The sequence below is a fragment of the Nonomuraea sp. ATR24 genome (assembly GCF_041950485.1).
Lineage (GTDB): Bacteria > Actinomycetota > Actinomycetes > Streptosporangiales > Streptosporangiaceae > Nonomuraea > Nonomuraea ceibae.
Genome location: NZ_JBGNUU010000011.1, coordinates 156,472 through 182,275 on the forward strand (window position 1 = coordinate 156,472; position 25,804 = coordinate 182,275).

Here is a 25,804-nt window from a genome sequence, read left to right on the forward strand (position 1 = left end):
GTAATCCGGTCCATGTTGCGCATCAGGGAACAACCGGAGGGCCCATGGTGAGCCGGCCGCGTACCGTGATCATCGGAGCCGGCATCGTGGGCTGCGCGCTGGCCGACGAGCTCACCGGCCGGGGGTGGACCGACGTCACCGTCGTGGACCGCGGGCCGCTCCCCGCCACCGGCGGATCCTCCTCCCACGCGCCCGGCCTGGTCTTCCAGACGAGCCCGTCCAAGACCATGACGGAGTTCGCCGCCTACACCGTGCGCAAGTACGCCGCGCTCGGCTGTTTCGAGCGGGTCGGCGGCCTGGAGGTGGCCACCACCCCGCAACGCTGGCTCGACCTGCACCGCAAGCACGGCTGGGCCGAGTCGTGGGGCGTCGAGGGCCACCTGGTCGACGCCGCCCGGTGCGCCGAGCTGTGGCCGCTGCTCGACCCCGCCCGGGTGCTCGGCGGGTTCCACGTGCCCGCGGACGGGCTGGCCGACGCCGTGCGCTGCTGCGAGGCCCAGGCTCGGCGGGCCGTCGGGCGCGGCGCCCGCTTCCTGCCCGGCCACACCGTGGTGGGCGTGCACCACAAGGGCGGCCGGGTCACCGGCGTGGCCGTCGAGCACGCCGGCGGCTACCGGGTCGTCGAGGCGGACGTGGTCGTGTGCGCGGCCGGGTTCTGGGGGCCGTCGATCGGCGCGATGGCCGGGCTCACCGTGCCGCTGCAACCGCTGGCCCACCAGTACGCCAGGTCGGGGCCGGTGCCCGGCGCGGCGGCCGGGCCGATCCTGCGCCACCAGGACCGCGACCTCTACTTCCGCCACCACGGCGACCGGATCGGCGTCGGCTCCTACTCCCACCGCCCGATGCCGGTCGCCCAGCACGAGATCGAGCCCGGGGGCACCACGATGCCCTCGGTGCGGGCGTTCACCGAGGAGGACTTCGAGCCCGCCTGGCGTGACGCCGCCGAGCTGCTGCCCGCGCTCAAGGAGGCGGGCTACCGCGACGGGATCAACGGCGTCTTCTCGTTCACGCCGGACGGGTTCCCGCTGATCGGGGAGGCGCCGGGGCTCGACGGGTTCTGGGTGGCGGAGGCCGTCTGGGTGACGCACTCGGCGGGCGTCGCCAGGGCCGTCGCCGAGCTGCTGGTCGACGGCCGCTCCGGCTACGACCTGCACGAGTGCGAGCTGAGCCGGTTCGAGCCCGTCCAGCTCGCCCCCGCCTACGTGGCGGAGCGCGGCGCGCAGAACTTCGCCGAGGTCTACGACGTCATCCATCCGCTCCAGCCGATGGCCTCGCCGCGCCCGATGCGCACCAGCCCGTTCCACGTCCGCCAGCGCGAGCTGGGCGGCTGCTTCCTGGAGGCGGCCGGGTGGGAGCGGCCGCACTGGTTCGAGGCGAACCGGCCGCTCGCGGACCGGCTGGCCGAGCCCGCGCTGGGCGCCGCCCGGCGTGACGAGTGGGCGGCGCGGCACTGGTCGCCGGTCGCCGCCGCCGAGTCGCACGCCACCCGCGAGGGCGTCGCGCTCTACGACATGACGCCGCTCAAACGGATCGAGGTCGGCGGGGCCAAGGCGGCGGCGTTCCTGCAACGGCTGATGACCAACGACGTCGACAGGAAGCCGGGCTCGGTCACGTACACGCTGCTCCTGGACGCGGGCGGCGGCATCCGGTCGGACCTGACGGTGGCGCGGCTGGCGGAGGACCGGTTCCAGATCGGCGCGAACGGCAACCTGGACCTCGACTGGATCACCCGGCACGCGCCCGGCGACGTGTACGTGCGCGACATCACGCCGGGCACCTGCTGCGTCGGGGTGTGGGGGCCGCGCGCCAGGGAGCTGGTGCAGCCGTTGACCGACATGGACCTGTCGAACGAGGGCTTCCGCTACTTCACCTGCCGGACGGGGCACGTGGGGATCGTGCCGGTGACCGCGATGCGCGTCTCGTACGTGGGGGAGCTGGGCTGGGAGCTCTACACCACCGCCGACCTGGGGCTCAAGCTGTGGGACACGCTCTGGGCCACCGGGCTGCCGGTCGCGGGCGGGCGGGCGGCGTTCAACAGCCTGCGGCTGGAGAAGGGCTACCGGCTCTGGGGGGTCGACATGACCACCGAGCACAGCCCGTACGAGGCCGGGCTGGGGTTCGCGGTCAAGGAGGGCAAGGACTTCGTCGGCAGGGACGCGCTCAGCCCCGACATCGGCCGCACCCTGGCGCCGCTGCTGACCGGCGAGGTGGTCATGGGCAAGGAGCCGGTCCGGCACGCGGGCCGCACGGTCGGGTACGTGACCAGCGCCGCCTACGGGCACACGATCGGGCGGCCGATCGCGTACGCGTGGCTGCCGGTCGAGCTGGCCACCCCCGGGACAGATGTGGAAATTTCCTACTTCGGGCGGCGGGTTGCCGCCGAGGTCGCCGCCGAACCGCTGTACGACCCGCGGATGGAGAAGATCCGACGTTGACCCACCCCGACTTCCTGTGGCGCGACCCCGACCCCCGGCCCGCCTACGACGTGGTGATCGTCGGCGGCGGCGGCCACGGCCTGGCCACCGCCTACTACCTGGCCCGTGATCACGGCATCACGAACGTGGCCGTGCTGGAGAAGGGCTGGCTGGCCGGCGGCAACATGGCGCGCAACACCACGATCATCCGCTCCAACTACCTGTGGGACGAGAGCGCCGCACTCTACGAGCACTCGCTCAGGCTGTGGGAGGGGCTGAGCGACGAGCTCGGCTACGACCTGCAGTTCAGCCAGCGCGGCGTGCTCAACCTCGCCCACAGCGTCGCCGACGTGCGCGAGGGCAGGCGGCGGGCCAACGCCAACCGGCTCAACGGCATCGACGCCGAATGGCTCGACGCCGCCGAGGTCAAGAAGTTCTGCCCGGTCCTCGACGTCTCCGGCAGCGCCCGCCACCCGGTGCTCGGCGCGACGTTGCAGCGCCGGGGCGGGATCGCCAAGCACGACCACGTCGCCTGGGCGCTGGCCCGCCGGGCCGACGCGTACGGGATCGACCTGATCCAGGACTGCGAGGTCACCGGGTTCGAGATCACCGGCGGCCGGGTCAGGGCCGTGCGGACCTCGCGCGGCCGGATCGCGGCCGGCAAGGTCGCGCTCGCCGCCGCCGGGCACACCTCCGTGCTCGCCGGACACGCCGGCCTCCGGCTGCCCCTCCAGTCCCACCCCCTCCAGGCGCTCGTGTCGGAGCTGCTCGAACCCGTGCTCGACTGCGTCGTCATGTCCAACGCCGTGCACGTGTACGTCAGCCAGGCGCACAAGGGCGAGCTCGTCATGGGGGCGGGCATCGACGCCTGCAACTCCTACGGGCAGCGCGGCGCCTTCCACGTCATCGAGGCGCAGATGGCGGCGGCGCTGGAGCTGTTCCCGATCTTCAGCCGGGTGCGGGTGCTGCGCACCTGGGCGGGCGTCGTCGACGTGTCGCCCGACGCCTCGCCGATCATCGGCCCCACCCCGGTCGACGGCCTGTACGTGAACGCCGGCTGGGGCACCGGCGGCTTCAAGGCCACCCCCGGCGCCGGTTCCGTCTACGCCCACACGATCGCGCACGGCGTCCCGCACCCGCTCGCCGAGCCGTTCGCCCTGGAACGGTTCGCCACCGGCGCGCTCATCGACGAGCACGGCGCGGCGGCGGTGGCGCACTGATGATGCTCATCCCCTGCCCGCACTGCGGACCCCGCGACGAGAACGAGTTCCGCTACGGCGGCCAGGCCGGCGTCGCCTACCCCGGGACGCCCGCCGAGCTCACCGACGACGAGTGGGCCCGGTACGTGTTCCGGCGCGACAACCCCAAGGGCTGGTTCCACGAGCGGTGGTTCCACGTGCACGGGTGCCGCGTCTGGTTCACCGTCGAGCGCCACACGGTCACCCACGAGATCCGGGATGCCCCCTCATGACCCGTCTGCCGTCCGGCGGTCTCATCGACCGATCCGTCACGCTTCCGTTCCGCTTCGACGACCGCCCGCTGCACGGGCATCCCGGCGACACGCTCGCCTCCGCGCTGCTGGCCGCCGGGGTGCGGGTGGTCGGGCGCAGCGTCGAGCTGGGCCGCCCGCGCGGCGTCTTCACCGCCGGGGCCGAGGAGCCGAACGCGCTCGTCCGCGTCGGGGACGACCCGATGCTGCCCGCCACCACCGTCGAGCTGCGCGCCGGGCTTGAGGCGTGGAGCCTGCGCGGCAAAGGCCGCCTCGACCCTGCCCGCCTCGACCCTGCCCGCCTCGACCCTGCCCGCCTTGACCCTGCCCACTCCGATCCTGCCCGCCCCGCCGCCGGGGCCGTCCGCTGCGACAAGGCGTACCTGCACTGCGAGGTGCTGGTCGTCGGCGGCGGCCCCGCCGGGCTCGCCGCCGCCCTGGCCGCCGCCGGGACCGGCGTCCGGGTGATCCTCGCCGACGACCAGCCCCGCCTCGGCGGCGACCTGCTCAACGGCCGCGACCCGCTGGACCGGGCCGGCGGCGCCGCCCGCCGGCTGGCCGGGATGCCCGAGGTCCGCGTCCTCACCAGGACGTCCGTGATCGGCTACTACGACCACAACCACCTGGTCGCCGTCGAACGCCGCCACGACGGCGAACGCCTGTGGCACTTTCGGGCCGCGCAGGTCGTGCTGGCGACCGGCGCGCACGAGCGGTCGCTGCCCTTCCCGGGCAACGACCGGCCCGGCGTCATGCTCGCCTCCGCCGCCCGCGCCTACGTCAACCGGTACGGGGTCCGGCCCGGCCGGCGGGCGGTCGTGTACGCGTGCGCCGACTCCGGGTACGAGGCGGCCCGCGACCTGGAGGCGGCCGGGGTGGAGATCGCCGCCGTCGTCGACCCGCGCCCCGGCGGGGCGGGCCAGGTGATCACCGGGACCACCGCCGACGGCGACGGCCTGCTCACCGGCGTCCGCGTCGGCGGCCGGCACGTGGCCGCCGACCTGCTCGCCGTCGCGGGCGGCTGGAACCCGGCCGTGCACCTGTTCAGCCAGTCGCGGGGCACGATCGTGTTCGACGAGGCGCTCCAGGCGTTCGTGCCGGGCCGCTCCGCGCAGGCCGAGCGCTCCGCCGGGGCCTGCCGCGGCCTGTACGGCACGGACGAGGCGGTCGAGGACGGCCACGCCGCCGGGCTCGACGCCGCCCGCGCCGCCCAGGGGCGCCCCGCCCGCCACGCCGCCCGGCCCGTCCCCGCCGGTGACGCGCCCGCCGCGTACTGGGGGGAGCTCGCCCCCGACCCGACCGCGTTCGTCGACCTCCACCGCGACGTCACCGTAGCCGACCTCGCCCGGGCGACCGGCGCCGGGCTGCGCTCCGCCGAGCACGTCAAGCGCTACACCACCGCCGGCACCGGCGCCGACCAGGGCAAGACCTCCGGCGCGCTCGTCGCGGGCGTCCTGGCCGCGCTCCTCGGCGCCGCGCCCGGCCAGGTCGGCCCGACCACGTACCGCGCCCCGTACGTGCCGGTGGCCTTCGCCACGCTCGCCGGCCGCGCCCGGGGCGAGCTGTCGGACCCCGTCAGGACCACGGCCATGCATGACGCGCACGTCGCCCGCGGCGCCGTGTTCGAGGACGTCGGCCAGTGGAAGCGGCCCCGCTACTTCCCGATCGGCGGCGAGGGCATGCGCGAGGCCGTGCTGCGCGAGTGCCGCGCCGCCCGCACCTCCGTCGCCGCGATGGACGCCTCCACCCTCGGCAAGATCGACATCCGGGGCCGCGACGCCGCCGTCCTCCTCGACCGGATCTACACGAACCTGTACTCCACGCTTCCCGTCGGCGCCTGCCGCTACGGCCTCATGTGCACCGCCGACGGGATGGTCCTGGACGACGGCACCACCACCCGCCTCGCCGGCGACCACTACCTGATGACGACCACGACCGGCAACGCCGCCACCGTCCTCGACTGGCTGGACGAATGGCACCAGACCGAATGGCCGCACCTCGACGTCCGCCTCACCTCCGTCACCGACCACTGGGCCACCGTCGTCGTCGCCGGGCCGCACGCCCGCCGCGTCCTGGCCGCCGTCGCCCCCGGCGCCGTGGACCTGCCCTTCATGCGGTACGCCGCCACGCCGGTGCTGGGCGTCGCCGGGCGCGTCTTCCGCATCAGCTTCTCCGGCGAGCTCGCCTACGAGGTCAACGTGCCCTGGGCCTACGGGCGGGCGCTCTGGGAGACGGTCCTGGACCTCGGCGCCGTGCCGTACGGGACCGAGACCATGCACGTGCTGCGCGCGGAGAAGGGCTTCCCCATCGTCGGCCAGGAGACCGACGGCACCGTCACGCCGCACGACCTCGGCATGTCGTGGATCATCTCCCGGAGCAAGCCCGACTTCGTCGGCAAGCGCTCCCACAGCCGGCCCGACACCGCCAGGACCGACCGCAAGCGCCTCGTCGGCCTCCTGCCGGACGACCCGGCGACCCTCCTGGAGGAAGGCGCCCAGCTCGTCACCCCGAACGCGGCCCCGGTGCCGATGGCAGGGCATGTGACCAGCAGTTACGAGAGCGCCGTGCTGGGGCGGACGTTCGCGCTGGCCCTGGCGCGCGGGGTGGGCCCCGGGGATCGGCTGGTGGCCGTGGCGGGGGAGACGGCCGTCGGGGTGCGCGTGGTGGAGCCGGTCTTCTACGACCCGGAGAACGCCAGGCGGGAGGGCGACCCGGCGCCCGCGCGGCCGTGGGCGACGGCGGGGCCGGCGCGGGCGGAGAGCCCGGCGGCGGCGTTCGCGGAGCGGTTCGCGGCGGCGGGCGGCGAACGGGTGCGGCTGCGGGAGCTGCCGCCCGTCCCCAGGTGGGAGGTTCGCGGCGCCGACCCCGGGAGGGGGTTGCGGCTGGGCCCGGCGTGGTGGCTGGTCGAGGGGGAGGGCGAGGACGGCTGGGTGGACGTGTCGGGCCAGCGCACGGTGCTGGAGCTCGGCGGCCCCGGCGCGCTCGACGTGCTCATCACCGGATGCGCCCTCGACCTGCACCCGAGCGTGTTCACCGGCCCTGCCCAGACGCTGCTCGCCGGGGTGCCGGTGATCCTGGAAAAGGGGATGGACGCGTACAAGATCCACGTACGTTCCTCGTACACGCGATACCTCGCCGAATGGCTTCTTGACGCCATCAAGAGATAAGTGCGGCGTTACGGGTAATTGATATACCTAGGCTTTTACATCAGGAGTCTGGGGGCAAACGTGCGGGGACGGGCGAGAATGGCCGCGGCGGCGCTGGCTGTCGCGATGACGGTGACAGGCTGCGGGGAGCTGGAGGCGGGCCTCACCCCCGATTCCGGCAAGGCCGCCAAGGGGGACGCGGCCGACGTCGGCGAGGCGCGCAAGAAGCTGGACGACCTGGCGGTCAAGGGCCGGGCGCCGAAGACGGGGTTCGACCGTGACGAGTTCGGCCCGGCGTGGGCCGACGTCGACCACAACGGCTGCGACACGCGCAACGACATCCTCAAGCGCGACCTGCGCGAGGAGACGTTCAAGAAGGGCACCCACGACTGCGTCGTGCTCACGGGCATCCTCGACGATCCCTACAGCGGCAAGCGGATCGAGTTCAGGCGCGGCCAGGACACCAGCTCCGAGGTGCAGATCGACCACCTGATCCCGCTGTCGGACGCCTGGCAGAAGGGCGCCCAGAAGTGGTCGGAGACCAAGCGCAAGGAGTTCGCCAACGACCCGCTGAACCTGCTCGCGGTCGACGGCCCGCTCAACGGACAGAAGAGCGACTCCGACGCGGCGACCTGGCTGCCGCCGCGCAAGTCGTACCGGTGCGCGTACATCGCCCGGCAGATCGAGGTGAAGGCCAAGTACGAGCTGTGGGTCACGGCGGCGGAGAAGGACGCGATGAAGGGCGTCCTGTCCTCCTGCTGACCCCGGGCCGGGAGGGGACCAATCGGGGCGGCTTGGCTCTGGGGCCGGGCCGCCCGAGGGGTCACGATGGCCGGCATGGAGCTGATCGTGCACGACCCGGCCGAGGGCGTCTACGCCGCCACCGACGACTACGCGCACGCGATCGAGGTGCGTGATCCGTCCCGGTTCCTGTTCGTCGCGGGGACGATGGGCCTGGACCGCGACGGCGTCGCCGGGGCCACGCTCGACGAGCAGCTGGAGCTCGTCTGGGCGAATCTGCGGGCGATCCTCGCGGCGGCGGGGATGGGGGTGGACAACATCGTGCGGTTGACGAGCTACCTGCGTGACCCCGGCTACGCCGAGGCGAACGCCAGGGCCAGGACGGCCGCCCTGGGCGGACGCCGGGTACCCACCACGGCGGTGGTGGCGCAGACGCTGGCCGGCGACTGGCTGGTGGAGATCGAGGTGGTGGCGGCGGGCTGAGCGCCGGAGGCTCAGTCGTCGTCCCGGTCGCCGTCGTCGTCGACGGGCTCGGTCTCCTCGTGGAGGAGCTTGCCGGTGGCCGCGTCGATGTCGAGCTCGTGCGCGACGTCGCCCTTGACGACCTTGACCTCCCACACGTCGGGGCGGGTGCCGCGCCGGTCGAAGTCGACCTCGCACACCCAGGAGCCGGGCACCTGCTTCTGGGCGAGCTGGATCGCCTGCTCGGCGCTCACCTTGGGGGCGGGCCGGTTGACGGCGGCGAAGGCGGCGGACCCGCCGGCGACGAGGGCCATGGTGACCCCGCTGGCAACGATGATCTTCTTGGTGATGTGCATACCCAAGACGAAACCGCGAACGACGGTAAACGCGCGCTAAGGCCGCGTTAACACCATCTCCACGATGGCGCCGCCGTGGGAGGAGACGGTCAGGCGCCCGCCGCAGGACTCGGCGGTGCGGCGGGCGATGTCCAGGCCGAGCCCGGTCGAGCCGGCGCCGCTGGTGCCCCGCGCGAGCAGGGCGGGGTCGAAGCCGGGGCCGTCGTCGCTGACGGTCAGCAGGGCCCCGGAGGGGTGGGGCGCGAGCCGTACGGTGAACGACACGCCCTCGGGGGTGTGCGCGAAGACGTTGCCGAGCAGGGCGTCCACGGCGGCGGCCAGGGCCTCGCCGCCGACGGCGACCGGCAGTTCGCCCTCGGGCAGCGCGACCGTGACCGCGCGGCCCTGGTCCTCGGCCAGCACGGACCAGAACCGCACCCGCTCGTCCACCACAGCGGTGGCGTCGCAGCTCTCGCGCCCGGCGGAGCGGCGGCGGGCGTCGGTGATGACGGCGCTGACGGCCCGCTCCAGCGCGTCGACGCGGGCGCCGATGCGGGCGGCCTCCTCCGGGTCGCGCAGCGACTCGGCGTCCAGCCGCAGCCCCGTCAGCGGCGTGCGCAGCCGGTGTGACAGGTCGGCGACCGACTCGCGTTCGGCGGCGAGCAGGTCGCCGATCCGCCCGGCCAGATGGTTGAGCGCGAGCGCGACCGAGCGCACCTCGGGCGGCCCGCCGGGCTCGGCCCGCGCCTCCAGGTCGCCGCCCGCGAGCCGGTGCGACACGCGCGCCAGCCCGTCGACCGGCCGGGTGACGGCCAGCGCCAGCCGGTCGGCCAGCGCGATGCCCAGCACGACCAGCGCGAGCCCGAGCCCGAGCAGCGCCAGCCACGCCTCGCGCACGCCGCGCCACAGCTCGTCCTCGCTCACGTACACCCGGATCACCACCGTGCCGTCCGGTGACTGCACGGCGACCAGCACCTCCCGGCCGCCGTCGTCGCACTCGGCGGTGACACTGCGGCCCGTCGCCGCCAGCCGGACCGCGGCGGAGCGCTCGGCCTTCTCACCGAGCCGCCCGCCGTCCGGCAGGAACACCGTGACCGGCCGCGCCACCTGCTCCAGCGCCAGCGACAGCTCCGGTGTGCCGACCGCGACGGCGACCGACTCGGCGGCCGTGGTGGCGCGGCTCGTCGCGCCGTTCTCGGCGACGGCGCGGATCAGCAGCGCCATCGGCACCAGCAGCGCGACCAGCACCAGCGACGTGGTGGCCGCCACCAGCAGCGCCAGCCAGCGCCTCACGACGGGCCGACCAGCTTCACGCCGACGCCGCGCACCGTGTGCAGGTAGCGCGGCTCGGAGGCGGTCTCGCCGAGCTTCCTGCGCAGCCACGACAGGTGGACGTCCACGGTCTTGTCGGCACCGCCGTACGGGAGCTGCCACACCTCGGTCAGCAGCTCACGCTTGGTGACCACTTCGCCGGCCCGCGCCGCCAGGTAGTGCAGCACGTCGAACTCGCGCGGCGTCAGGTCCAGCGTGGCCCCGTCGAGCCGGGCCTCCCGCGCCCTGGGGTCCACCCGCAGCCCGCCCACCCGCAGCGGCTCCTCCGGCGTCGCGTCGGCGGCCCGCCGCAGCACGGCCCTGATCCGCGCGTCGAGCTGCGCGGCGCTGTACGGCTTGACCACGTAGTCGTCGGCCCCCGCGTCCAGCACCGGCACCATCTCGGCGTCGCCGTCGCGGGCGGTCGCCACGATCACCGGCACCCTGCTCACCGCGCGCAGCATGCGCAGCAGCTCGGCCCCGTCCAGGTCGGGCAGCCCCAGGTCGAGCACGATCAGGTCGGGGCGGTCCTGGACGGCCAGCCGCAGCCCGTCGAGCGCCGTGGGGGAGGAGGACACGGCGTGGCCGAGATCCCGCAGGCCCCGGCTCAGCGCGGTGCGGATCGTCACGTCGTCCTCGATGAGCAGGATGTCAGCCATATACGGAAACGGTAGACGGTCGGCGGTGTTGTGACGTCGCCTGTTATCGCGGTCTTAACCTGGGCTTAGCCGTACAGGGGGGAAGGTGGCGGGGTGAAGAGACTCGTCCTGGCCTGGGCGGCCACCGCGGTGGCCGCGACGGGCGCGGCCGTGGCGGTGCTCGGCCTGGTCGGCGGCGCGCTGACGGGCTCGTCCGGCGAGGTCATGACGCAGGACGAGGCCCGCGCCGCGCTCGCCACCGCGTCGGCCCGGCAGCCGGCGCCCGCGACCACGACACCCGGCCCGTCCGCCCAGCCCACTTCGCAGGGCGGCGAGTTCGTCCGCAGCCCCGGCGGCACCGTGATCGCCTCGTGCGACGGCGACCGGGCGACCCTGCGGTCCTGGAGCCCGGCGCAGGGCTACTCGGTCGACGGCGTGGAGCCGGGCCCCGCCCTCGAGGTCCAGGTGGAGTTCGAGGCCGACGAGGGCGAGGACGTGGAGCTGACCATCGGCTGCCGCGGCGGTCGGCCGGTCACGCTGACCGGCTAGCTCACGCCTCGGCGCTGAGCGCCGACTTCGTCAGCTCCGCCTGCCGCCTGATCTGCCCCATGACGATGGGATTGAGACCCTTGGCGGCGAACGTCGCGACCATCGCGTCCATCACCGCGTGCGCCTTGCGCAGCTCGCCCTGCCGCGCCTCGGCCCGGGCCAGCCGCCGCATCACCAGGTTGAGCGTGATGTTGTCGATGCCGCCCATCCTGGCCACCTCGGCGAGCTGCTCGACGCCCTGCTTGGCGTCCGGCGGCCGGACCCGCAGCCGGTTGCCGGGCGTCAGCGCCTTGAAGCCGCGCTCGGCGTTCAGCCCCTTGACCAGCCGGGCGTACACCGACAGCGGATGCCCGCCGTAGCGGTCGATGACCTCCTCCAGCGCCAGGTTGCCGGAGCGCAGCGCCGGGGAGTCGGAGCCGAGCAGCGAGAACAGCTGGCCCTGCTCCTCGCCCAGCATCAGCTCGGCCACCCGGTGGTCGTCGTCGCCGACCGGCCGGCGCACCCGGACCAGGCACGGGGGCGAGACGACGCGGGAGCCGTCGGCGGCCACGTACTGGGCCCTGACGTGATACTCGCCGGGCTGCTGGAAGTAGTGCCCGTCGCGGCCGTGCCCGATGTACGCGCTGCGGTACATGGCCGGGTTGCCCGCGTCGAGCCGGATCCGCGGCGAGCTGTCGACGCAGTGGCGCATCATCGGCCGGTACAGCACGGTCCTGCCGCCTGGCTGGGTGATCGTCACCTGGGTGAACTCGGTGTCGGGATGCAGGTGGCCGTGCGTGGTGCGCGGCTCGCCGGTGCACGACAGCCGCAGCTCGACCACGACCGGCTCGCCGAACCCGAACGACTCCTTGGCCCGCAGCTCCAGCGCCAGCCCCGACAGGTCCTCGACCGGCTGCTCGAACGGAGCCGGCTCGGCCGCGCCGCTGCCGAACGCGCCGCCGCCCATGACCACGTCCCGGTAGAAGCCGTGGCGCAGGTGCACCAGCTCGGAGTCGGTGAACTGGAACGGGAACGCCGCCCAGTAACCGGCCTCGCCGCCCGGCTGGTAGTTCTGCACGTAGTTCATCCACGACAGGTCGCCGAAGCCGCCCGACGGGCCGAGCGGCTGGGGCGGCGTGGCCAGGTTCTTCTGCCAGGAGTGCAGCAGGTTGAAGGCGTGCCCGAGCTCGTGCACGTACGTCCTGAGCATGGCCCGCTGCGCCTGCGGCGAGTCGCCCTTGATCGCGTCGTGGAAGACGGCGGCGCCCTGCCGCTGGTGGGCGTCGCCGTAGTCGAACATGATGCCCCGGTAGCCGCCGACGTGCTTGCTGGCCACCAGCAGCCACACCCGCCAGGCCGCCGCGTCGCCGAACCTGCTGAACTGCTGCGTCATCGCGTGGTGCAGCTCGGCGTCGTCCCACGCCAGGTCGGCGCCCGCGCCGTCGACCGGGATGACGCCCGGCTCGGCCACGGTCAGCTCGATGCCCGCCTCCGCCCACGCGGCGGCGACGCTCAGCTCGCGCGCGGGCGACCCGGCGGGCCCCGGCAGCGAGCCGGTGTCGTAGCTGACGAACGGCACGGCCCCGGCGACGGAGTCCTGCTCCAGCAGGACCTTGCGGAAGTGACGCGAGACGAACGTGATCGGGTAGGTGCGCCCCGCCACCCGCGCGGTGCCCGATTCGCCGGAGATCGTGACGCGCACGTCCTGATCGCCGGTCTCGTACGTGAACGCCCCGCGCCCCTCGACGGCCCCCGCCGTCACGGCCGGCGCGTGCACCACGAACGAGCCCGTGTAGCCCGTCGTGGCGCCGGAGACGGTGAACAGGTCACCGCTGACGCGCCCGGTCGGCCTGGTCCCGTCGACGTCCACGCGCAGCTCCAGCCGCGAGTCGCCGTCCTGCCCCTGGTAAAGCCCGCTGATCATCGCGGCCCCCTGCAGTCGGTGTGGTTACACCGGGGACACTTCTCCGGCGGGCCGGGCCTGTCAACGGCTTCCGCGAACCTGCAATGCCGCCAGCAGCTCCTCCGAGGCGCGGGTGATCGTCTCGACGGCCCGGTCGAACGCCTCGGCGTTGTGGGCGGCGGGGGCGCGGAAGCCCGAGATCTTCCTGACGTACTGCAGCGCGGCGGCCCGCACGTCCTCCTCGGTCACGTCCTCGGTGTAGGGCGGGCGCAGGGTCTTGATGCTTCGGCACATGCTTTCAACGGTAATGGCCGATCCGCTGGCTTATCTCCCTCGCGCCCACGGCCATGACCTCGCCCACCTCGGGCAGCCGCTGCGGCGTCAGCCGGTAGGAGGGCCCGGAGACGCTCACCGCCGCCACCACCGCGCCGTCGCCGCCCCGCACGGGCGCGGCCACCGCGTTCAGCCCCAGCTCCAGCTCCTCGACGGTGAAGGCCCAGCCGCGCCGCCTGATCTCGGCCAGCCCGAGCAGCCGCGCGTCGGTGATGGTCAGCGGCGTGAACCGGTCGAGCACCTCGGGCAGCGCGAGCGCGCCGAACGCCAGCAGCACCTTGCCGCTGGAGGTCGCGTGGGCGGGGGTGCGCTGGCCGACCCAGTTGTGCCCGCTGATCGCCGACGGCCCGCGCACCTGGCTGATGTTGACCGCGCACCCGTCACGCGGCACCGCGACGTTGACGGTCTCGCCGAGCTCCCCGGCCAGCCGCAGGCACACCTCGCGGCTCTCCTTGGCCAGGTCGAGCTGGGCGGTCGCGGCGCCGGCCAGCCGCACCACGCCGAACCCGAGCCGGTAGCGGCCCCGGTCGCCGCTCTGCTCGACGAGCCCGCCCTGCTCCAGGGCGGCCAGCAGCCGGAACGCGGTGGACTTGTGCACGTCGAGCTCGGCCGCCAGGTCGGTCACCCGGCTCGCACCGTCGCGGGCCAGGATCTCCAGGATCGCGATGGCCCGATCGACCGACTGCACCGAGCCGTTGCTCATGGCGCAACACCTTACCCCGCCGGTTACCGGGCGGCCGGGCTCAGCTCCGCCGCGAAGTCACGGGCGATGCCGCGCATGCCCTCGGCCAGCTCGCCCCGGTCCAGCGCGCCGATCCGCTCGGCCGGGCCCGACACCGACATCGCGGCCACCACCCGGTCCCCGTCGAGCACCGGCACGGCCAGGCAGTGCACGCCCAGCTCCTCCTCGCCCAGGTCCAGCGCGTAGCCCCGGGACCTGACCTGGCCCAGCTCGGCCAGCATCGACTGGATGTCGGTGATCGTGTTGGGGGTGCGCCTGGGCATGCCGGTCCGCTCGAACACGGTCACCGCGTCGCCGCCGGGCCGCCACGCCAGCAGCACCTTGCCCACGGCCGTGCTGTGCGGCAGCACCCGCCTGCCGACCTCGGCGAACATCCGCAGCCTGCGCGGCGACGGCACCTGCGCCACGTAGACGATGAAGTCGCCCTCCAGCACCGCCAGGTTCGCCGTCTCGCCCGACAGCTCGACCAGCCGCGCCAGGTACGGCTGCGCCCACACGGCCACCATGCTCTCGGCCACGCCGCCGAGCCGCACCAGCCCGCCGCCGAGCGCGTAGCGCCGGTCGGACTCCTGACGGACGTAGCCGCGCGCCAGCAGCGTCTGCAGCAGCCGGTGGATCGTTCCGTAGGGCAGCCCGGTCCTGGCCGCGATCTCCGACAGCCCGGCCTCGCCGCCGTGCTCGGCCAGCGCCTCCAGCACGTCGAGCGCCCGCTCGACCGACTGCACGCTCACAGGCCCACCCCGCGCAGCGACGCGTCGAGCACCTCGGCGGTGTGCGCCACCCTGATCGCGGCGCCTTCGCGCCGCATCGCCGCCGCGATCTGCATCGTGCACCCCGGGTTCGCCGACACCAGCAGCTCCGCGCCCGTCGACCCGACCGCCTTGGCCTTGCGGTCGCCGAGGTCGCGCGCCGCCTCCGGCTGGAAGATGTTGTACGTGCCCGCCGACCCGCAGCAGACGGCCGAGTCGGGCACCTCGCGCAGTTCCAGCCCCGGGATGCCGCGCAGCAGCTCGCGCGGCTGCGCCCGCACGCCCTGGGCGTGGGCCAGATGGCAGGCGTCGTGGTAGGCCACGGTGACCGGCAGCGGATGGCGCTCGGCCGCAGGCCCCAGTTCGGCCAGCCACTCCGACAGGTCCACGACCCGGAAGCCCGGCTCCTCGCCGAGCAGGTCGCCGTACTCCTTCATCGTCGACCCGCACCCGGCGGCGTTGACCACGACCGTCTCGACCCCCGCCTTACGGAACGCGCGGACGGTCCGGCGGGCCAGCCGCCTGGCCTGGTCGCGCCGCCCGGAGTGCACGCTGAGCGCCCCGCAGCAGCCCTGCCCGGCCGGGACGATCACGTCGCAGCCCTCCAGCGCCAGCACCCGCGCCGTGGCGGCGTTCACCTGCGGGAAGAACTCGCCCTGCACGCACCCGGTGAGCATGCCGACCACCGCCCGGCGCGGACCCCGGGCGCGCACCAGCCGGGGCAGCCGCTGCCGCCGCGCCACCTCGGGCGCGAGCCCGGCCATCGCCCCCAGGCCCGGGTGCGCCCGCGCCAGGAACGGCGCCAGCCGCCGCGCGATCCCCAGCCCCGGGCGCAGCAGCCGCAGCCTGCGCGGGTAGGGGAACAGCCCGAACACCAGCCCGCGCACCGCCCGGTCGCGCGGGTCGCGCACGTGCGTGCGCTCCACCTCGGCCCTGGTCTGCTCGATCAGCCGGTCGTAGCGCACCCCCGACGGGCACGCGGTCACGCACGCCATGCAGCCCAGGCAGGCGTCGAAGTGCCCGGCCATCTCCGGCGTGACCGGAGTCCCCTCGACGTGCTGCTTCATCAGGTGGATGCGGCCGCGCGGCGAGTCCATCTCCTCGCCCCACAGCGCGTACGTCGGGCAGGTCGGCAGGCAGAACCCGCAGTGCACACAGTCGTTGATCAGCTTCGGGTCCACGTCAGAGCCCTCCTGCGAACCGCCCGGGAGACATCCTGCGCCCCGGGTCGAACCGTTCCTTCACCCGCCGCATCAGCGGCAGCGAGCTCACCTCGCCCCACCGGTCCACGCCCTCGTACGGCGTCGCCAGCACGGTCATCCGCGCGCCCAGCGCCGTCAGCCGCTCGCGCAGCCCGCGCAGCGCGGTGACCGTCTTGTCCTCGCCGGGGTCGTCCCACAGCTCCAGCCACATCCGGCCCGACACCGCCGACCCGCGCAGCGAGAACCCGCTGTAGTGCACCGCGTCCAGCACGCCGGTCAGCCTGGACGGCCGGAAACGCACCTCGGCCAGCACCTCGTCCCGCACGATCGCGCCCCACTGCGGCGGCGGCTCCTCGCGCACCGAGCGCAGCGCGTCGCCCATGAGCGCGGCCAGCGCCTCGGCCCGCTGCGCCGCGGCGGCCCCCTCGACCAGCACGCTCATCCAGATCGGCCCCTGCCCGTGCGGCCAGTCGAGCTCGACCGCGCTCGGCTCGGCCTGCGAGGCCGCCAGCGTCGCGGCCAGCTCCCGGACCCGGCACGGCCCGCGCTCGGCCATGCCGGGCGGGTCGGCGACGGCCACGATCCAGCGCCGGTCGGCGGGCAGCGGATGCAGCCGGAACGCCGCCTCCGCGATCACGCCGAGCGTGCCGTGCGAGCCGGTGAACAGCTTGCCCAGGTCGTAGCCGGCGACGTTCTTGACGACCTTGCCGCCGGACCTCGCCACCGTGCCGTCGGCCAGCACGACCGTGACGCCGATGAGCAGGTCGCGGGCCGTGCCGTAGCGGAACGCGCGCGGCCCGGCCACGGCCGTGGCCAGCGTGCCGCCCACGGTGGCGTCGGGGAACGGCGCGTCCAGGGCCAGCTCCTGCCCCTCGGCGGCGAGCGCCCCGGCCAGCGCCCCCATCGTCACCCCGGCCTGGGCGCGCACCACCAGGTCGCCGGCCGCGTGCTCGACCACCCGGTTCAGGCAGCACAGGTCGAGCAGCACGTCGAAGCGCTCAGGCGGCGGGCCCCAGTGCAGCTTGGTGCCGCCGCCCACGGGCACCACCGCCAGGTCGTCGCGGGCGCACGCGCGCAGCACCTCCGCCACCTCCTCGACGCTCTCCGGCAGCGCCACGCGGCGCGGCAGCATCCCCAGGACCGCGTCGTCCGGCCCGGGGTCCCTGACCGTCACGCCCGTCTCCAGCATCAGAACTGCTCCGCCTTCCCGGACTCCACCAGCGGATGCGCGCCCTTGCGCACGCCGGGCACCTCGCCGCAGAGCCGCGGCGTGGGGAACACCTTGCCTGGGTTGGACAGCCTGGCTGGGTCGAACGCGCAGCGGACGAGCTGCATCGTGTCGAGGTCGTCGGGCGAGAACATCCGCGGCATGTGCTTGGCCTTGTCGACGCCCACGCCGTGCTCGCCGGTGATCGAGCCGCCGTGCGCGATGCACAGGTCGAGGATCGCGCCCGACACGGTCTCGGCCCGCTCGCCCGCCCCCGGCTCGGCGTCGTCGAACAGCACCAGCGGATGCAGGTTGCCGTCGCCCGCGTGGAAGACGTTGGCCACCCTGATCCCGTGCTCGGCCGACAGCCTGTCGATCTCCGCCAGCACCCGGGGGAGCGCGGTGCGCGGCACCACGCCGTCCTGCACGATGTAGGCGGGGCTGATCCGGCCGACGGCCGCGAACGCCGACTTGCGGCCCTTCCAGATCGCCGCCCGCTCCTCTGCCCCGGCCGCCACCCGCAGCTCGAACGCGCCCGAGCAGATCTCCCGGAGCTGCGCGAACTGCCGCTCGACCTCCTGCGCGGGCCCGTCCAGCTCCACGATCAGCACCGCGCCGGCGCCGCGCGGGTAGTCGCAGGCCACCGCCGCCTCGGCCGCCTCGATGGCCAGCGCGTCCATCATCTCGATCGCCGCGGGCACGATCCCGGCGCCGATGATGGCCGACACGGCCTCGCCGCCCCGCTCGATGCTCTCGAACGCCGCCAGCACCGTGGTGACCGCCTCGGGGGCGCGGCTCAGCCGTACCGTGATCTTGGTGGCGATGCCGAGCGTGCCCTCCGATCCGACGAACGCGCCCAGCAGGTCATAGCCCGGGTCCATCCGGTCCAGCGTCACCAGGTCGCCGTCCGGGGTGACGATCTCGCACGCCTCCACGTGGTTGACGGTGAAGCCGTACTTCAGGCAGTGGGCGCCGCCCGAGTTCTCCGCCACGTTGCCGCCGATCGAGCAGATCTGCTGGCTGGACGGGTCGGGCGCGTAGTAGTAGCCCTGGTCGCGCACCGCCTCGGTGATCGCCAGGTTGGTCACCCCCGGCTCGACCACGGCCCGGCGGTCGGGCAGGTCGATCTCCAGGATGCGCCGCATCTTCGAGGTCACGATGAGCACCCCGTCCTCGCGGGGCAGCGCGCCGCCGGACAGGCCGGTGCCGGAGCCGCGCGCCACGAACGGCACGCCGGCCTCCCGGCACAGCCTGACCACCGCCGCCACCTGCTCGGCGGTCTCGGGCAGCACGACCACGCCGGGGGTCGCACGATGGTGGGTGAGGCCGTCACATTCGTAGGTACGCAGCCGGACCGGGTCGGTTATCACCGAATCGGCGGGCAATATGCCGGCCAGCGCCGCCGTCAGCTCATCCAGCATGGCCTCACCTGCTCTCTATATCAGGATATTTACGGCATGCGGGCGTATGCCGGAAGCGTCAGGAACTCGGCGAAGTCGTCGTCCAGCGCCACCTCCTTGAACAACGCCGTCGCCTGGCCGAACAGCTCCTCGTCGTAGCCCGGCTCGGCGGCGGCCTTCGCCAGCTCCTCGCCGATGATGCGCTCCACCAGCTCCTTCGTCACGGTCTCGCCCGTGTCGGCCAGCGTGATGCCGTTGTGGATCCACTGCCAGATCTGCGAACGGGAGATCTCCGCCGTGGCCGCGTCCTCCATCAGGTTGTGGATCGCCACCGCGCCCAGCCCGCCCATCCACGCGGCCAGGTAGCGCAGCGCCACGTCCACGTTGTTGCGCAGCCCCGCCTCGGTGATGTCGCCCGGCGTCTCGGAGACCGCCAGCAGGTCGGCCGCCGACACCGACACGTCCTCGCGCAGCCGGTCGATCTGGTTGGGCCGCGAGCCCAGCACGCCGTCGAACACCTCACGGCAGATCGGCACCAGGTCCGGGTGGGCCACCCACGAGCCGTCGAACCCGTCGCCCGACTCCCGCGTCTTGTCCGCGCGCACCTTCTCCAGCGCCGTCGCGTTGACCTCCGGGTCACGCCGCGACGGGATGAACGCCGCCATCCCCCCGATCGCGTGCGCGCCGCGCTTGTGGCAGGTGCGCACCAGCAGCTCGGTGTAGGCGCGCATGAACGGCGCCGTCATCGTCACCGCGTTGCGCTCGGGCAGCAGGAACTCCCGGCCCCGGGTGCGGAACTTCTTGATCACGCTGAACAGGTAGTCCCAGCGTCCCGCGTTGAGCCCGGCCGAGTGGTCGCGGAGCTCGTACAGGATCTCCTCCATCTCGAACGCGGCCGGGTACGTCTCGATGAGCACCGTGGCCCGGATCGTGCCCTGCGGGATGCCGAGCAGCTCCTGGGCGCGGACGAACACCTCGTTCCACAGCCGCGCCTCCAGGTGCGACTCCAGCTTGGCCAGGTAGAAGTACGGGCCGCGGCCCTTGTCGAGCTGCCGCTGGGCGCAGTGGAAGAAGTAGAGGCCGAAGTCGAACAGCGAGGCCGCCACCGGCCGCCCGTCGACCAGCGCGTGCTTCTCGTCCAGGTGCCAGCCGCGCGGTCGCACCACGACGGTGGCCAGCTCCTCGTCGGGCCTGAGCGCGTACGCCTTGCCGCCGGTCTCGAAGTCGATCGTGCGGTCGAGCGCGTCGCGCAGGTTGAGGTGGCCGCTGACGCAGTTGTCCCACAGGGGGGAGTTGGCGTCCTCGAAGTCGGCCAGCCACACCTTGGCGCCGGAGTTGAGCGCGTTGATGGTCATCTTGCGGTCGACCGGCCCGGTGATCTCGACCCGCCGGTCCTCCAGGCCGGGCGCCGGCGGCGCGACCCGCCACTCCGACTCCCTGACCTCCTTGGTCTCCGGGAGGAAGTCGAGGGTGCCGCCCGCCGACAGCTCCTCCTGCCTGGCCTGGCGCGCGGCGAGCAGCTCCAGGCGCCGGGGGCCGAACTCCCGCTGGAGCGCCGTCACGAAGCCGAGCGCCTCCGGCGTGAGGATCTGGTCGAACCGGTCGTGCATCGGGCCGGTGATCTCCATGGCTCCTCTTTTCCGTATGGTGGAAACCAAGTTCTGGATGATGAAAGTGACGCTAGAGCATGAGGGTTCGGCAGGTCAAAGGCAGGGGTCGTCCCCGGGGGAACCCCGATGCCCGCGCCGCCCGTCCGCGACATGATCGAAGGCATGAAGACGATCGCGATCGCGGGCGGCGTGCTGGCCTCCGCGCTGCTGTTGACGGGATGCGGCCTCGGCGGGCTCGGCGGCCCCACCCACCAGGACACCGTGTCCTACGAGGTGACCGACAAGGTGGCCAAGCTGTACGTCAAGAGCGAGTCCGGCGACACGGTCATCACCGAGACCGGGGGCAGCGCCATCCGGGTCGTCGAGACGCTGCGCTGGCGCGACAACAAGCCGCAGGCCGAGCACGCCGTCGAGGGCGACACTTTGCGCGTGAGCTTCGACTGCAAGCCGAGCTGGGGGAGCTGCGGCGTCGACTACCGCATCGAGGTCCCCAAGGGGCTCAAGGTCGAGGCGGAGTCAGGCTCGGGCGACATCACGCTGCGCTCGCTGAGCGGCCCGCTCGTCCTTACCGCCGGCTCCGGCGACATCGACGCCTCCGGCCTGACCGGCAAGACCGTCACCGGCGAGGCCGGCTCGGGCGCGATCGAGCTCAAGTACGCCAGCGCCCCCGACAGCGCCGACCTGGAGTCCGGCTCCGGCAACGTGACCCTGCGGGTGCCCGCCGGCGCCTACGACGTGACCGCCGACGTGGGCTCCGGCGAGGCCACCGTCTCCGTCGACGACGACGACGCCTCCCCCCGCAAGCTCAACCTCACCTCCGGGTCCGGCGACGTGAGCGTGCTGCCGGGATAACCAGGTGATGACTTGAGTGAGGTCGTGTCACCATCGGGGAAGACACCGAGGTGCCCAGACGTTCCCTAATAGAGATGACACGAATGCACGATTACTCCGAGCTCGACGACTTCGCGACCGGCGACATGGACCTCGAGGAGCGGCAGGCCCTGCGCCGCGTGGCGGGCCTCTCCACCGAGCTCCAGGACGTCTCCGAAGTCGAATACCGCCAGCTGCGGCTCGAGCGGGTCGTCCTCGTCGGCGTCTGGACCTCCGGCACCGCCGCCGACGCCGAGAACTCACTCCAGGAGCTCAAGCTCCTGGCCGAGACCGCCGGTTCCCAGGTCCTCGAAGGCCTCATCCAGCGGCGCAAGTTCCCCGACCCCGCGACCTACATCGGCTCCGGCAAGGCGCTGGAGCTGCGCGACGTGGTCGAGTCGACCGGCGCCGACACCGTGATCTGCGACGGCGAGCTGAGCCCCGGCCAGCTCCGCCAGCTCGAGGAGACGGTCAAGGTGAAGGTCATCGACCGCACCGCGCTGATCCTCGACATCTTCGCCCAGCACGCCAGCAGCCGTGAGGGCAAGGCTCAGGTCGAGCTTGCCCAGTTGCAGTACCTGCTGCCGCGCCTGCGCGGCTGGGGCGGCAACCTGTCCCGGCAGGTCGGCGGCCGTGCCGCCGGCGGCGTCGGCATCGGCGGCCGCGGCCCCGGTGAGACGAAGATCGAGCTGGACCGCCGCCGCATCCGCGAGCGGATGGCCAAGCTGCGCCGGCAGATCAAGGGCATGTCGACCGCCCGCGACACCATGCGCCAGCACCGCCAGAGCCGCGAGGTGCCCGCCGTGGCCATCGCCGGCTACACCAACGCGGGCAAGTCCTCGCTGCTCAACCGGGTCACCGGGGCGGGCGTGCTGGTGGAGGACGCGCTGTTCGCCACCCTCGACCCGACCGTGCGCCGCTCGCGCACGCCCGAGGGCCGGGTGTTCACGATCGCCGACACCGTCGGGTTCGTGCGCCACCTGCCGACGCAGCTCGTCGAGGCGTTCCGGTCCACGCTGGAGGAGGTCGCCGACGCCGACCTGATCCTGCACGTGGTCGACGGTTCGCACCCCGACCCCGAGGGCCAGCTCGCCGCCGTGCGCGAGGTCTTCGCCACCATCGAGGGCGCGAGCGACGTGCCCGAGATCGTGGTGATCAACAAGGCCGACGCCGCCGACCAGGAGGTGCTCGACCGCATCAGCAGGCGCGAACGCGACAGCATCGTGGTCTCCGCCCGCACGGGCGCCGGCATCCCGGAGCTGATGAGCCTCATCGAGCGCCGGCTGCCGCACCTGGACCACGAGGTCACGCTGCTGATCCCGTACGAGCGCGGCGACCTGATCTCGCGCGTCCACAAGGAGGGCGAGGTGCTGTCGCTCGACCACGTCGAGGACGGCTCGATCCTGCACGCCCGCGTGCTGCCCAGCCTCTTCCAGGAGCTGGAGCGGGTCGGCAAGCCGGTCGAACGTGTCGCATAAAGGCACGGCAGGGCAGCTCTCGCTTTAAAAGGCGCAGAGCTGCCCAAAAGCGGCAGTGGTCCCGGGCGGCTGGTGTTGCTACGATGAGCCAAGCCTTACGAAATTGAGACAGAGCACGGGTTTCGACGATGGCTGCTGTGGTTCTGGACACGCGCGGGGGCCTGTGTGTGAGATCGGGGCTGAGTGGCGGCTGGGATGAGTGGGCTTTCTTCCGAATAACCCTGTACAGCGAGCCCACCTGTGAAATAACGTAACTGAACTGAAATCGCCGGATCATGCGTCCGGCGATACGGTCACCGCACAGCATTTGCGGATGAGAGCAGGAGACCCCCCATGTCGTCCGGACCCGGAGCGGACTCAGTGGGCGCGGCACAGGCCGTGCGCTGCGTGCTGCTCATGCACGGGGCGGTGATGCGGTGACCGTTCGCCTTCTGACCAACATCGGCCGCCTCTGGACCGGCAACGAGGTCCTCAGCAACGCGGCCATCCTCGTGCACAACGACCGCATCGCGTGGGTCGGGCGGGCGCCCGACCTGCCGCAGAGCGTGCCCGGAGTCGTCGACGACATCGTCGACGTCGACCACGTCGAGAACCTGGGCGGCGCCCTCGTCACGCCCGGCCTCATCGACGCCCACACGCACCCCGTCTACGCCGGCAACCGCTACGCCGAGCTGGCCATCCGCACCGGCGGCTCCAGCGCGGCCTCCATCACCGCGGCGGGCGGCGGCGTCGGCTCCACGGTCACCGTGACCCGCGGCACCGACCCGTGGACCCTGTGCAACGGCGTCCGCGAGCGGCTGCGCGGCTGGCTCCTCAACGGCACCACGACCGTCGAGGCCAAGACCGGCTACCATCTCACCCGCGACGGCGAGCTCGCCGACGTGCGGCTCCTGCGCGAGCTGGAGAAGGAGCCGATGATGCCGCGGGTGCACGTCACCTTCCTCGCGGCCCACGTCGTGCCCCCCGAATACTTCGGCCGCCAGCGCGAATACGTCGAGGCCGTGGGCGCCTGGTGCGCCGACGCGGCGGCGGCCGGAGCCGACAGCGTCGACGTCTACTGCGACGAGGGCCACTTCACCACCGAGGAGTCCCGCTGGGTGCTCGCCTCGGGGCGCAACGTCGGCCTGCTGCCGCGCATCCACGCCGGGCTGTTCAGCCGCCGCGGCGCCGTCCAGCTCGCCGCCGAGCTCGGCTGCGCCTCCGCCGACGGCCTGCACCACATGTCCGACGAGGACATCGCCATCATGTCGCGCTACGGCGTGCCCGCCGTCGTCTGCCCGGCCACCGCGCTCCAGCGCGGCAACCTGCCGCCGGTCCGTCAGATGATCAAGCACGGCGTGCAGATCGCGCTCGGCAGCGACCACAACCCCGGCCACTGCGGCATCACCTCGATGTCGCTGGTCATCGCGATGGCCGTGTCGGCGTTCGGGATGAGCGTCAACGACGCGCTGCGCGCCGCCACGCTCGGCGGCGCCACCGTGCTCGGCGCGCCCGACCGCGGCGTGCTGGCGCCCGGGCGGCTGGCCGACATCGTCCAGTGGGACGCCGACCACGAGGGCGCCTTCGCCTGGTCCTTCGGGCTCAAGCCGCGCCGGGTGTGGCGGGGTGGCACGCCGGTTCAGTAGTTACTCTCGGGCTATGCCGTCTGAAGTCGCCGTGGTGACCGATTCCACCGCATACCTGCCCGAGGTGCCCGGCGTCACGGTGGTTCCCGTACAGGTGGTCTTGGGGGAGATGGCCTGCGACGAGGGCGATTTTTCGGGAAATATCTCCACAGCAACCACTTCGCGGCCTGCACCGTCCCGCTTCGCCGCCTGCTACGAGGCGCTCGCCGCAGGCGGCGCCTCCGCCGTCGTCTCGATCCACCTGTCGGCGGCCCTCTCCGGCACGGCCGAGTCCGCCCGCACGGCGGCCCGCGACGCCCCCGTCCCGGTCGAGGTCGTCGACAGCCGCTCTATCGGCATGGGCCTCGGCTACCCCGTCCTGGCGGCGGCCCGAGCGGCCGCCGCGGGCGGCGACGCGGAAGCGGTCGCCACGGCCGCCCGCGACTGCGCCGCCCGCACCCGCACGTTCTTCTAGTCGACACCCTCGACCACATCCGCCGAGGCGGCCGCATCGGCGCCGCTGCGTCCCTGCTGGGCTCGGCCCTCCTGATCAAACCGCTGCTGCACCTGGTCGACGGCCGCATCTCCCTCCTGGAGAAGGTCCGCACCCCTTCCCGCGCCCTGGGCCGCCTGGAAGACATCGCCGTCCACGCGGCCCAGGCAATGGGAGCCGCCGAGAGCGCCGGCGCCCCCGGAGCCTTTGACCCTCCCGGCACGGGCAGTATTTCCGGCACCGGCACCCCCGGCATCTCCAGCTCCGGCACCTCGGGGCCCGACCCCTCCCGCACATGCGGCACCTTCGGCACTCCGGGCATCTACGGGACTTCGGGGCCCAGCACCTCCGGCACTTCCGCCATCCCCGGAACCCCCAGCACCTCCAGCACCTCCGGGGGCGCCGGAGTGCTTGGGGCGGCGGCCGGGGGTGAACTGGTCGAGATCGCCGTCCAGCACCTCGCGGCCCCTGACCGCGCCGAGGCCCTGGCCGACCGCCTCGCCAAACGGCTCCCCGGGCTGCCGCGCCCCCGCGTCGTGGAAGTGGGTGCCGTCATTGGCGTCCATGTGGGCCCAGGCACGCTGGGCGTCACCATCACCCCCGCCCACTGAACCCCGGGTTATCCACAGAACTCCATTCGGCCCCACCGCCCCACCCACCGCGTCCGTACATTCTCGCCGTGCGCACCCACGACCTCGCCGCCGAGCGGGCCATCGCGGAGACCCGGCTCCGGTCCATCACCACCCCGGCCCGGGCCCCACTGCTCACCGGCATCCCCACCTCCTTCCAAGCCTTCCGCGCCTCCACCCGCCCCGGCACCGCCCCTACTCCCCACACCCCGCCAGCCCCGCCCACAAATTCCGACCCGTCCCCTCTGTCCGGCCCCTGCGCTCTGTCTGACGTGGGCCCCGTCGCTGGCGGGGCCTACATGTCTGGCGCGGCCCCCATCTCCGGCCCGTCCCCCGTGTCCGGCCTGACCGCCGCTTCCGGGGAGTCCCTGCTGTCCAAGCTGGCCACCGCTTCCGGCATGCCCCGCCCCTCCCTGGACCCGGGCCGCCCAGGAGTACGCGCCCTCCTCGCCCTGGCCGCCGTGGCCGTACTGGTCGCAGGCTTCTTCCTCTGGCGCTCCCGCCCCGCCCCGGAGCCCCTGCC

Annotated in this window: 22 protein-coding genes and 2 pseudogenes; 13 read left to right on the forward strand and 11 right to left on the reverse strand. The window is 73.4% G+C overall.

The window, feature by feature from the left end:
- Positions 1-44: 44 nt before the first annotated feature.
- From ACBI99_RS25965 to ACBI99_RS25990, 6 genes are all read left to right on the forward strand, one after another.
- Entirely contained in the window at positions 45-2,435 is a 2,391-nt protein-coding gene (locus ACBI99_RS25965) for an FAD-dependent oxidoreductase (RefSeq protein WP_375073702.1), read from the forward strand.
- On the forward strand, positions 2,432-3,634 hold the full coding sequence (locus ACBI99_RS25970) for a sarcosine oxidase subunit beta family protein (protein ID WP_375073703.1): 1,203 nt from the start codon (positions 2,432-2,434) through the stop codon (positions 3,632-3,634). The genes ACBI99_RS25965 and ACBI99_RS25970 overlap by 4 nt, the downstream gene beginning before the upstream one ends.
- Complete coding sequence (locus ACBI99_RS25975) at positions 3,634-3,885, forward strand: sarcosine oxidase subunit delta (RefSeq protein ID WP_375073704.1); 252 nt, start codon at positions 3,634-3,636, stop codon at positions 3,883-3,885. Before ACBI99_RS25970 ends, ACBI99_RS25975 begins: the two co-directional genes overlap by 1 nt.
- Positions 3,882-7,067, forward strand: coding sequence for a 2Fe-2S iron-sulfur cluster-binding protein (locus ACBI99_RS25980; protein ID WP_375073705.1), 3,186 nt, complete (start codon positions 3,882-3,884; stop codon positions 7,065-7,067). Before ACBI99_RS25975 ends, ACBI99_RS25980 begins: the two co-directional genes overlap by 4 nt.
- A 105-nt stretch (positions 7,068-7,172) precedes the next feature.
- A complete protein-coding gene (locus ACBI99_RS25985; protein ID WP_375073706.1) occupies positions 7,173-7,808 on the forward strand; it encodes an HNH endonuclease family protein in 636 nt (211 codons plus the stop codon).
- 75 nt (positions 7,809-7,883) lie between these two features.
- Entirely contained in the window at positions 7,884-8,270 is a 387-nt protein-coding gene (locus ACBI99_RS25990; protein WP_219517745.1) for a RidA family protein, read from the forward strand.
- A gap of 11 nt (positions 8,271-8,281) precedes the next feature.
- Here the strand turns inward: ACBI99_RS25990 and ACBI99_RS25995 are convergent, their stop codons facing one another.
- The 3 genes from ACBI99_RS25995 to ACBI99_RS26005 are packed head-to-tail and all read right to left on the reverse strand — an operon-like array spanning position 8,282 to position 10,554.
- A complete protein-coding gene (locus ACBI99_RS25995; protein WP_219517746.1) occupies positions 8,282-8,605 on the reverse strand; it encodes a PepSY domain-containing protein in 324 nt (107 codons plus the stop codon).
- 36 nt (positions 8,606-8,641) lie between these two features.
- Complete coding sequence (locus ACBI99_RS26000; protein ID WP_375073707.1) at positions 8,642-9,877, reverse strand: ATP-binding protein; 1,236 nt, start codon at positions 9,875-9,877, stop codon at positions 8,642-8,644.
- Positions 9,874-10,554, reverse strand: coding sequence for a response regulator transcription factor (locus ACBI99_RS26005; protein ID WP_219517748.1), 681 nt, complete (start codon positions 10,552-10,554; stop codon positions 9,874-9,876). The genes ACBI99_RS26000 and ACBI99_RS26005 overlap by 4 nt, the downstream gene beginning before the upstream one ends.
- Before the next feature lie 93 nt (positions 10,555-10,647).
- Here ACBI99_RS26005 and ACBI99_RS26010 point away from each other — a divergent pair, with 93 nt between their 5' ends.
- Positions 10,648-11,082: a hypothetical protein gene (locus ACBI99_RS26010; protein ID WP_219517749.1), complete on the forward strand. Its 435-nt coding sequence runs from the start codon at positions 10,648-10,650 to the stop codon at positions 11,080-11,082.
- A 1-nt stretch (position 11,083) separates the two neighbouring features.
- Here ACBI99_RS26010 and ACBI99_RS26015 read toward each other — a convergent pair whose 3' ends face one another.
- From ACBI99_RS26015 to aceB, 8 genes are read right to left on the reverse strand one after another with little or no spacing between them, the layout of a single operon-like run.
- On the reverse strand, positions 11,084-12,985 hold the full coding sequence (locus tag ACBI99_RS26015) for a hypothetical protein (RefSeq protein ID WP_375073708.1): 1,902 nt from the start codon (positions 12,983-12,985) through the stop codon (positions 11,084-11,086).
- 60 nt (positions 12,986-13,045) lie between these two features.
- Positions 13,046-13,258, reverse strand: coding sequence for a DUF2277 domain-containing protein (locus ACBI99_RS26020; protein ID WP_219517752.1), 213 nt, complete (start codon positions 13,256-13,258; stop codon positions 13,046-13,048).
- Positions 13,259-13,262: 4 nt separating this feature from the next.
- Positions 13,263-14,000: an IclR family transcriptional regulator gene (locus tag ACBI99_RS26025; protein ID WP_375073709.1), complete on the reverse strand. Its 738-nt coding sequence runs from the start codon at positions 13,998-14,000 to the stop codon at positions 13,263-13,265.
- 23 nt (positions 14,001-14,023) lie between these two features.
- Positions 14,024-14,764: an IclR family transcriptional regulator gene (locus ACBI99_RS26030; protein WP_372455438.1), complete on the reverse strand. Its 741-nt coding sequence runs from the start codon at positions 14,762-14,764 to the stop codon at positions 14,024-14,026.
- A gap of 2 nt (positions 14,765-14,766) precedes the next feature.
- Positions 14,767-15,969 (reverse strand): (Fe-S)-binding protein, encoded by a 1,203-nt coding sequence (locus tag ACBI99_RS26035; protein ID WP_375073710.1) that lies wholly within the window; start codon positions 15,967-15,969, stop codon positions 14,767-14,769.
- A 1-nt stretch (position 15,970) separates the two neighbouring features.
- The gene (locus ACBI99_RS26040; RefSeq protein ID WP_375073711.1) at positions 15,971-17,179 is read right to left on the reverse strand and encodes an FAD-binding oxidoreductase; all 1,209 of its coding nucleotides are present in this window, start codon (positions 17,177-17,179) and stop codon (positions 15,971-15,973) included.
- Complete coding sequence (locus tag ACBI99_RS26045) at positions 17,179-18,618, reverse strand: FAD-linked oxidase C-terminal domain-containing protein (protein ID WP_375073712.1); 1,440 nt, start codon at positions 18,616-18,618, stop codon at positions 17,179-17,181. The genes ACBI99_RS26040 and ACBI99_RS26045 overlap by 1 nt, the downstream gene beginning before the upstream one ends.
- Before the next feature lie 29 nt (positions 18,619-18,647).
- Positions 18,648-20,225, reverse strand: coding sequence for a malate synthase A (gene aceB, locus ACBI99_RS26050; protein ID WP_375073713.1), 1,578 nt, complete (start codon positions 20,223-20,225; stop codon positions 18,648-18,650).
- Between the two features lie 144 nt (positions 20,226-20,369).
- Here aceB and ACBI99_RS26055 point away from each other — a divergent pair, with 144 nt between their 5' ends.
- The 6 genes and pseudogenes from ACBI99_RS26055 to ACBI99_RS26080 all read left to right on the forward strand — a co-directional run.
- Positions 20,370-21,059 (forward strand): DUF4097 family beta strand repeat-containing protein, encoded by a 690-nt coding sequence (locus ACBI99_RS26055; RefSeq protein WP_357585175.1) that lies wholly within the window; start codon positions 20,370-20,372, stop codon positions 21,057-21,059.
- An 83-nt stretch (positions 21,060-21,142) separates the two neighbouring features.
- Positions 21,143-22,555, forward strand: coding sequence for a GTPase HflX (gene hflX / locus ACBI99_RS26060; protein ID WP_219517763.1), 1,413 nt, complete (start codon positions 21,143-21,145; stop codon positions 22,553-22,555).
- 416 nt (positions 22,556-22,971) lie between these two features.
- Positions 22,972-24,180, forward strand: coding sequence for an imidazolonepropionase (gene hutI, locus ACBI99_RS26065; protein ID WP_219517764.1), 1,209 nt, complete (start codon positions 22,972-22,974; stop codon positions 24,178-24,180).
- A gap of 13 nt (positions 24,181-24,193) precedes the next feature.
- Positions 24,194-24,744, forward strand: a pseudogene (locus ACBI99_RS26070) (DegV family protein); the annotation flags it as partial.
- Between the two features lie 315 nt (positions 24,745-25,059).
- Entirely contained in the window at positions 25,060-25,263 is a 204-nt protein-coding gene (locus tag ACBI99_RS26075; protein WP_375073758.1) for a DegV family protein, read from the forward strand.
- A 68-nt stretch (positions 25,264-25,331) separates the two neighbouring features.
- Positions 25,332-25,804: pseudogene (locus ACBI99_RS26080) on the forward strand (hypothetical protein); the annotation flags it as partial.

Coding starts and splice junctions, on each gene's coding strand:
- ACBI99_RS26040 (WP_375073711.1), bottom strand. CDS start 17,179: ATGCTGGAGACGGGCGTGACGGTCAGGGACCCCGGGCCGGACGACGCG.
- ACBI99_RS25975 (WP_375073704.1), top strand. CDS start 3,634: ATGATGCTCATCCCCTGCCCGCACTGCGGACCCCGCGACGAGAACGAG.
- ACBI99_RS26055 (WP_357585175.1), top strand. CDS start 20,370: ATGAAGACGATCGCGATCGCGGGCGGCGTGCTGGCCTCCGCGCTGCTG.
- ACBI99_RS25980 (WP_375073705.1), top strand. CDS start 3,882: ATGACCCGTCTGCCGTCCGGCGGTCTCATCGACCGATCCGTCACGCTT.
- hflX (WP_219517763.1), top strand. CDS start 21,143: ATGCACGATTACTCCGAGCTCGACGACTTCGCGACCGGCGACATGGAC.
- aceB (WP_375073713.1), bottom strand. CDS start 20,225: ATGGAGATCACCGGCCCGATGCACGACCGGTTCGACCAGATCCTCACG.
- ACBI99_RS25965 (WP_375073702.1), top strand. CDS start 45: ATGGTGAGCCGGCCGCGTACCGTGATCATCGGAGCCGGCATCGTGGGC.
- ACBI99_RS26045 (WP_375073712.1), bottom strand. CDS start 18,618: ATGCTGGATGAGCTGACGGCGGCGCTGGCCGGCATATTGCCCGCCGAT.
- ACBI99_RS26015 (WP_375073708.1), bottom strand. CDS start 12,985: ATGATCAGCGGGCTTTACCAGGGGCAGGACGGCGACTCGCGGCTGGAG.
- ACBI99_RS25990 (WP_219517745.1), top strand. CDS start 7,884: ATGGAGCTGATCGTGCACGACCCGGCCGAGGGCGTCTACGCCGCCACC.
- ACBI99_RS26005 (WP_219517748.1), bottom strand. CDS start 10,554: ATGGCTGACATCCTGCTCATCGAGGACGACGTGACGATCCGCACCGCG.
- ACBI99_RS26020 (WP_219517752.1), bottom strand. CDS start 13,258: ATGTGCCGAAGCATCAAGACCCTGCGCCCGCCCTACACCGAGGACGTG.
- ACBI99_RS25985 (WP_375073706.1), top strand. CDS start 7,173: ATGACGGTGACAGGCTGCGGGGAGCTGGAGGCGGGCCTCACCCCCGAT.
- ACBI99_RS26025 (WP_375073709.1), bottom strand. CDS start 14,000: ATGAGCAACGGCTCGGTGCAGTCGGTCGATCGGGCCATCGCGATCCTG.
- ACBI99_RS25995 (WP_219517746.1), bottom strand. CDS start 8,605: ATGCACATCACCAAGAAGATCATCGTTGCCAGCGGGGTCACCATGGCC.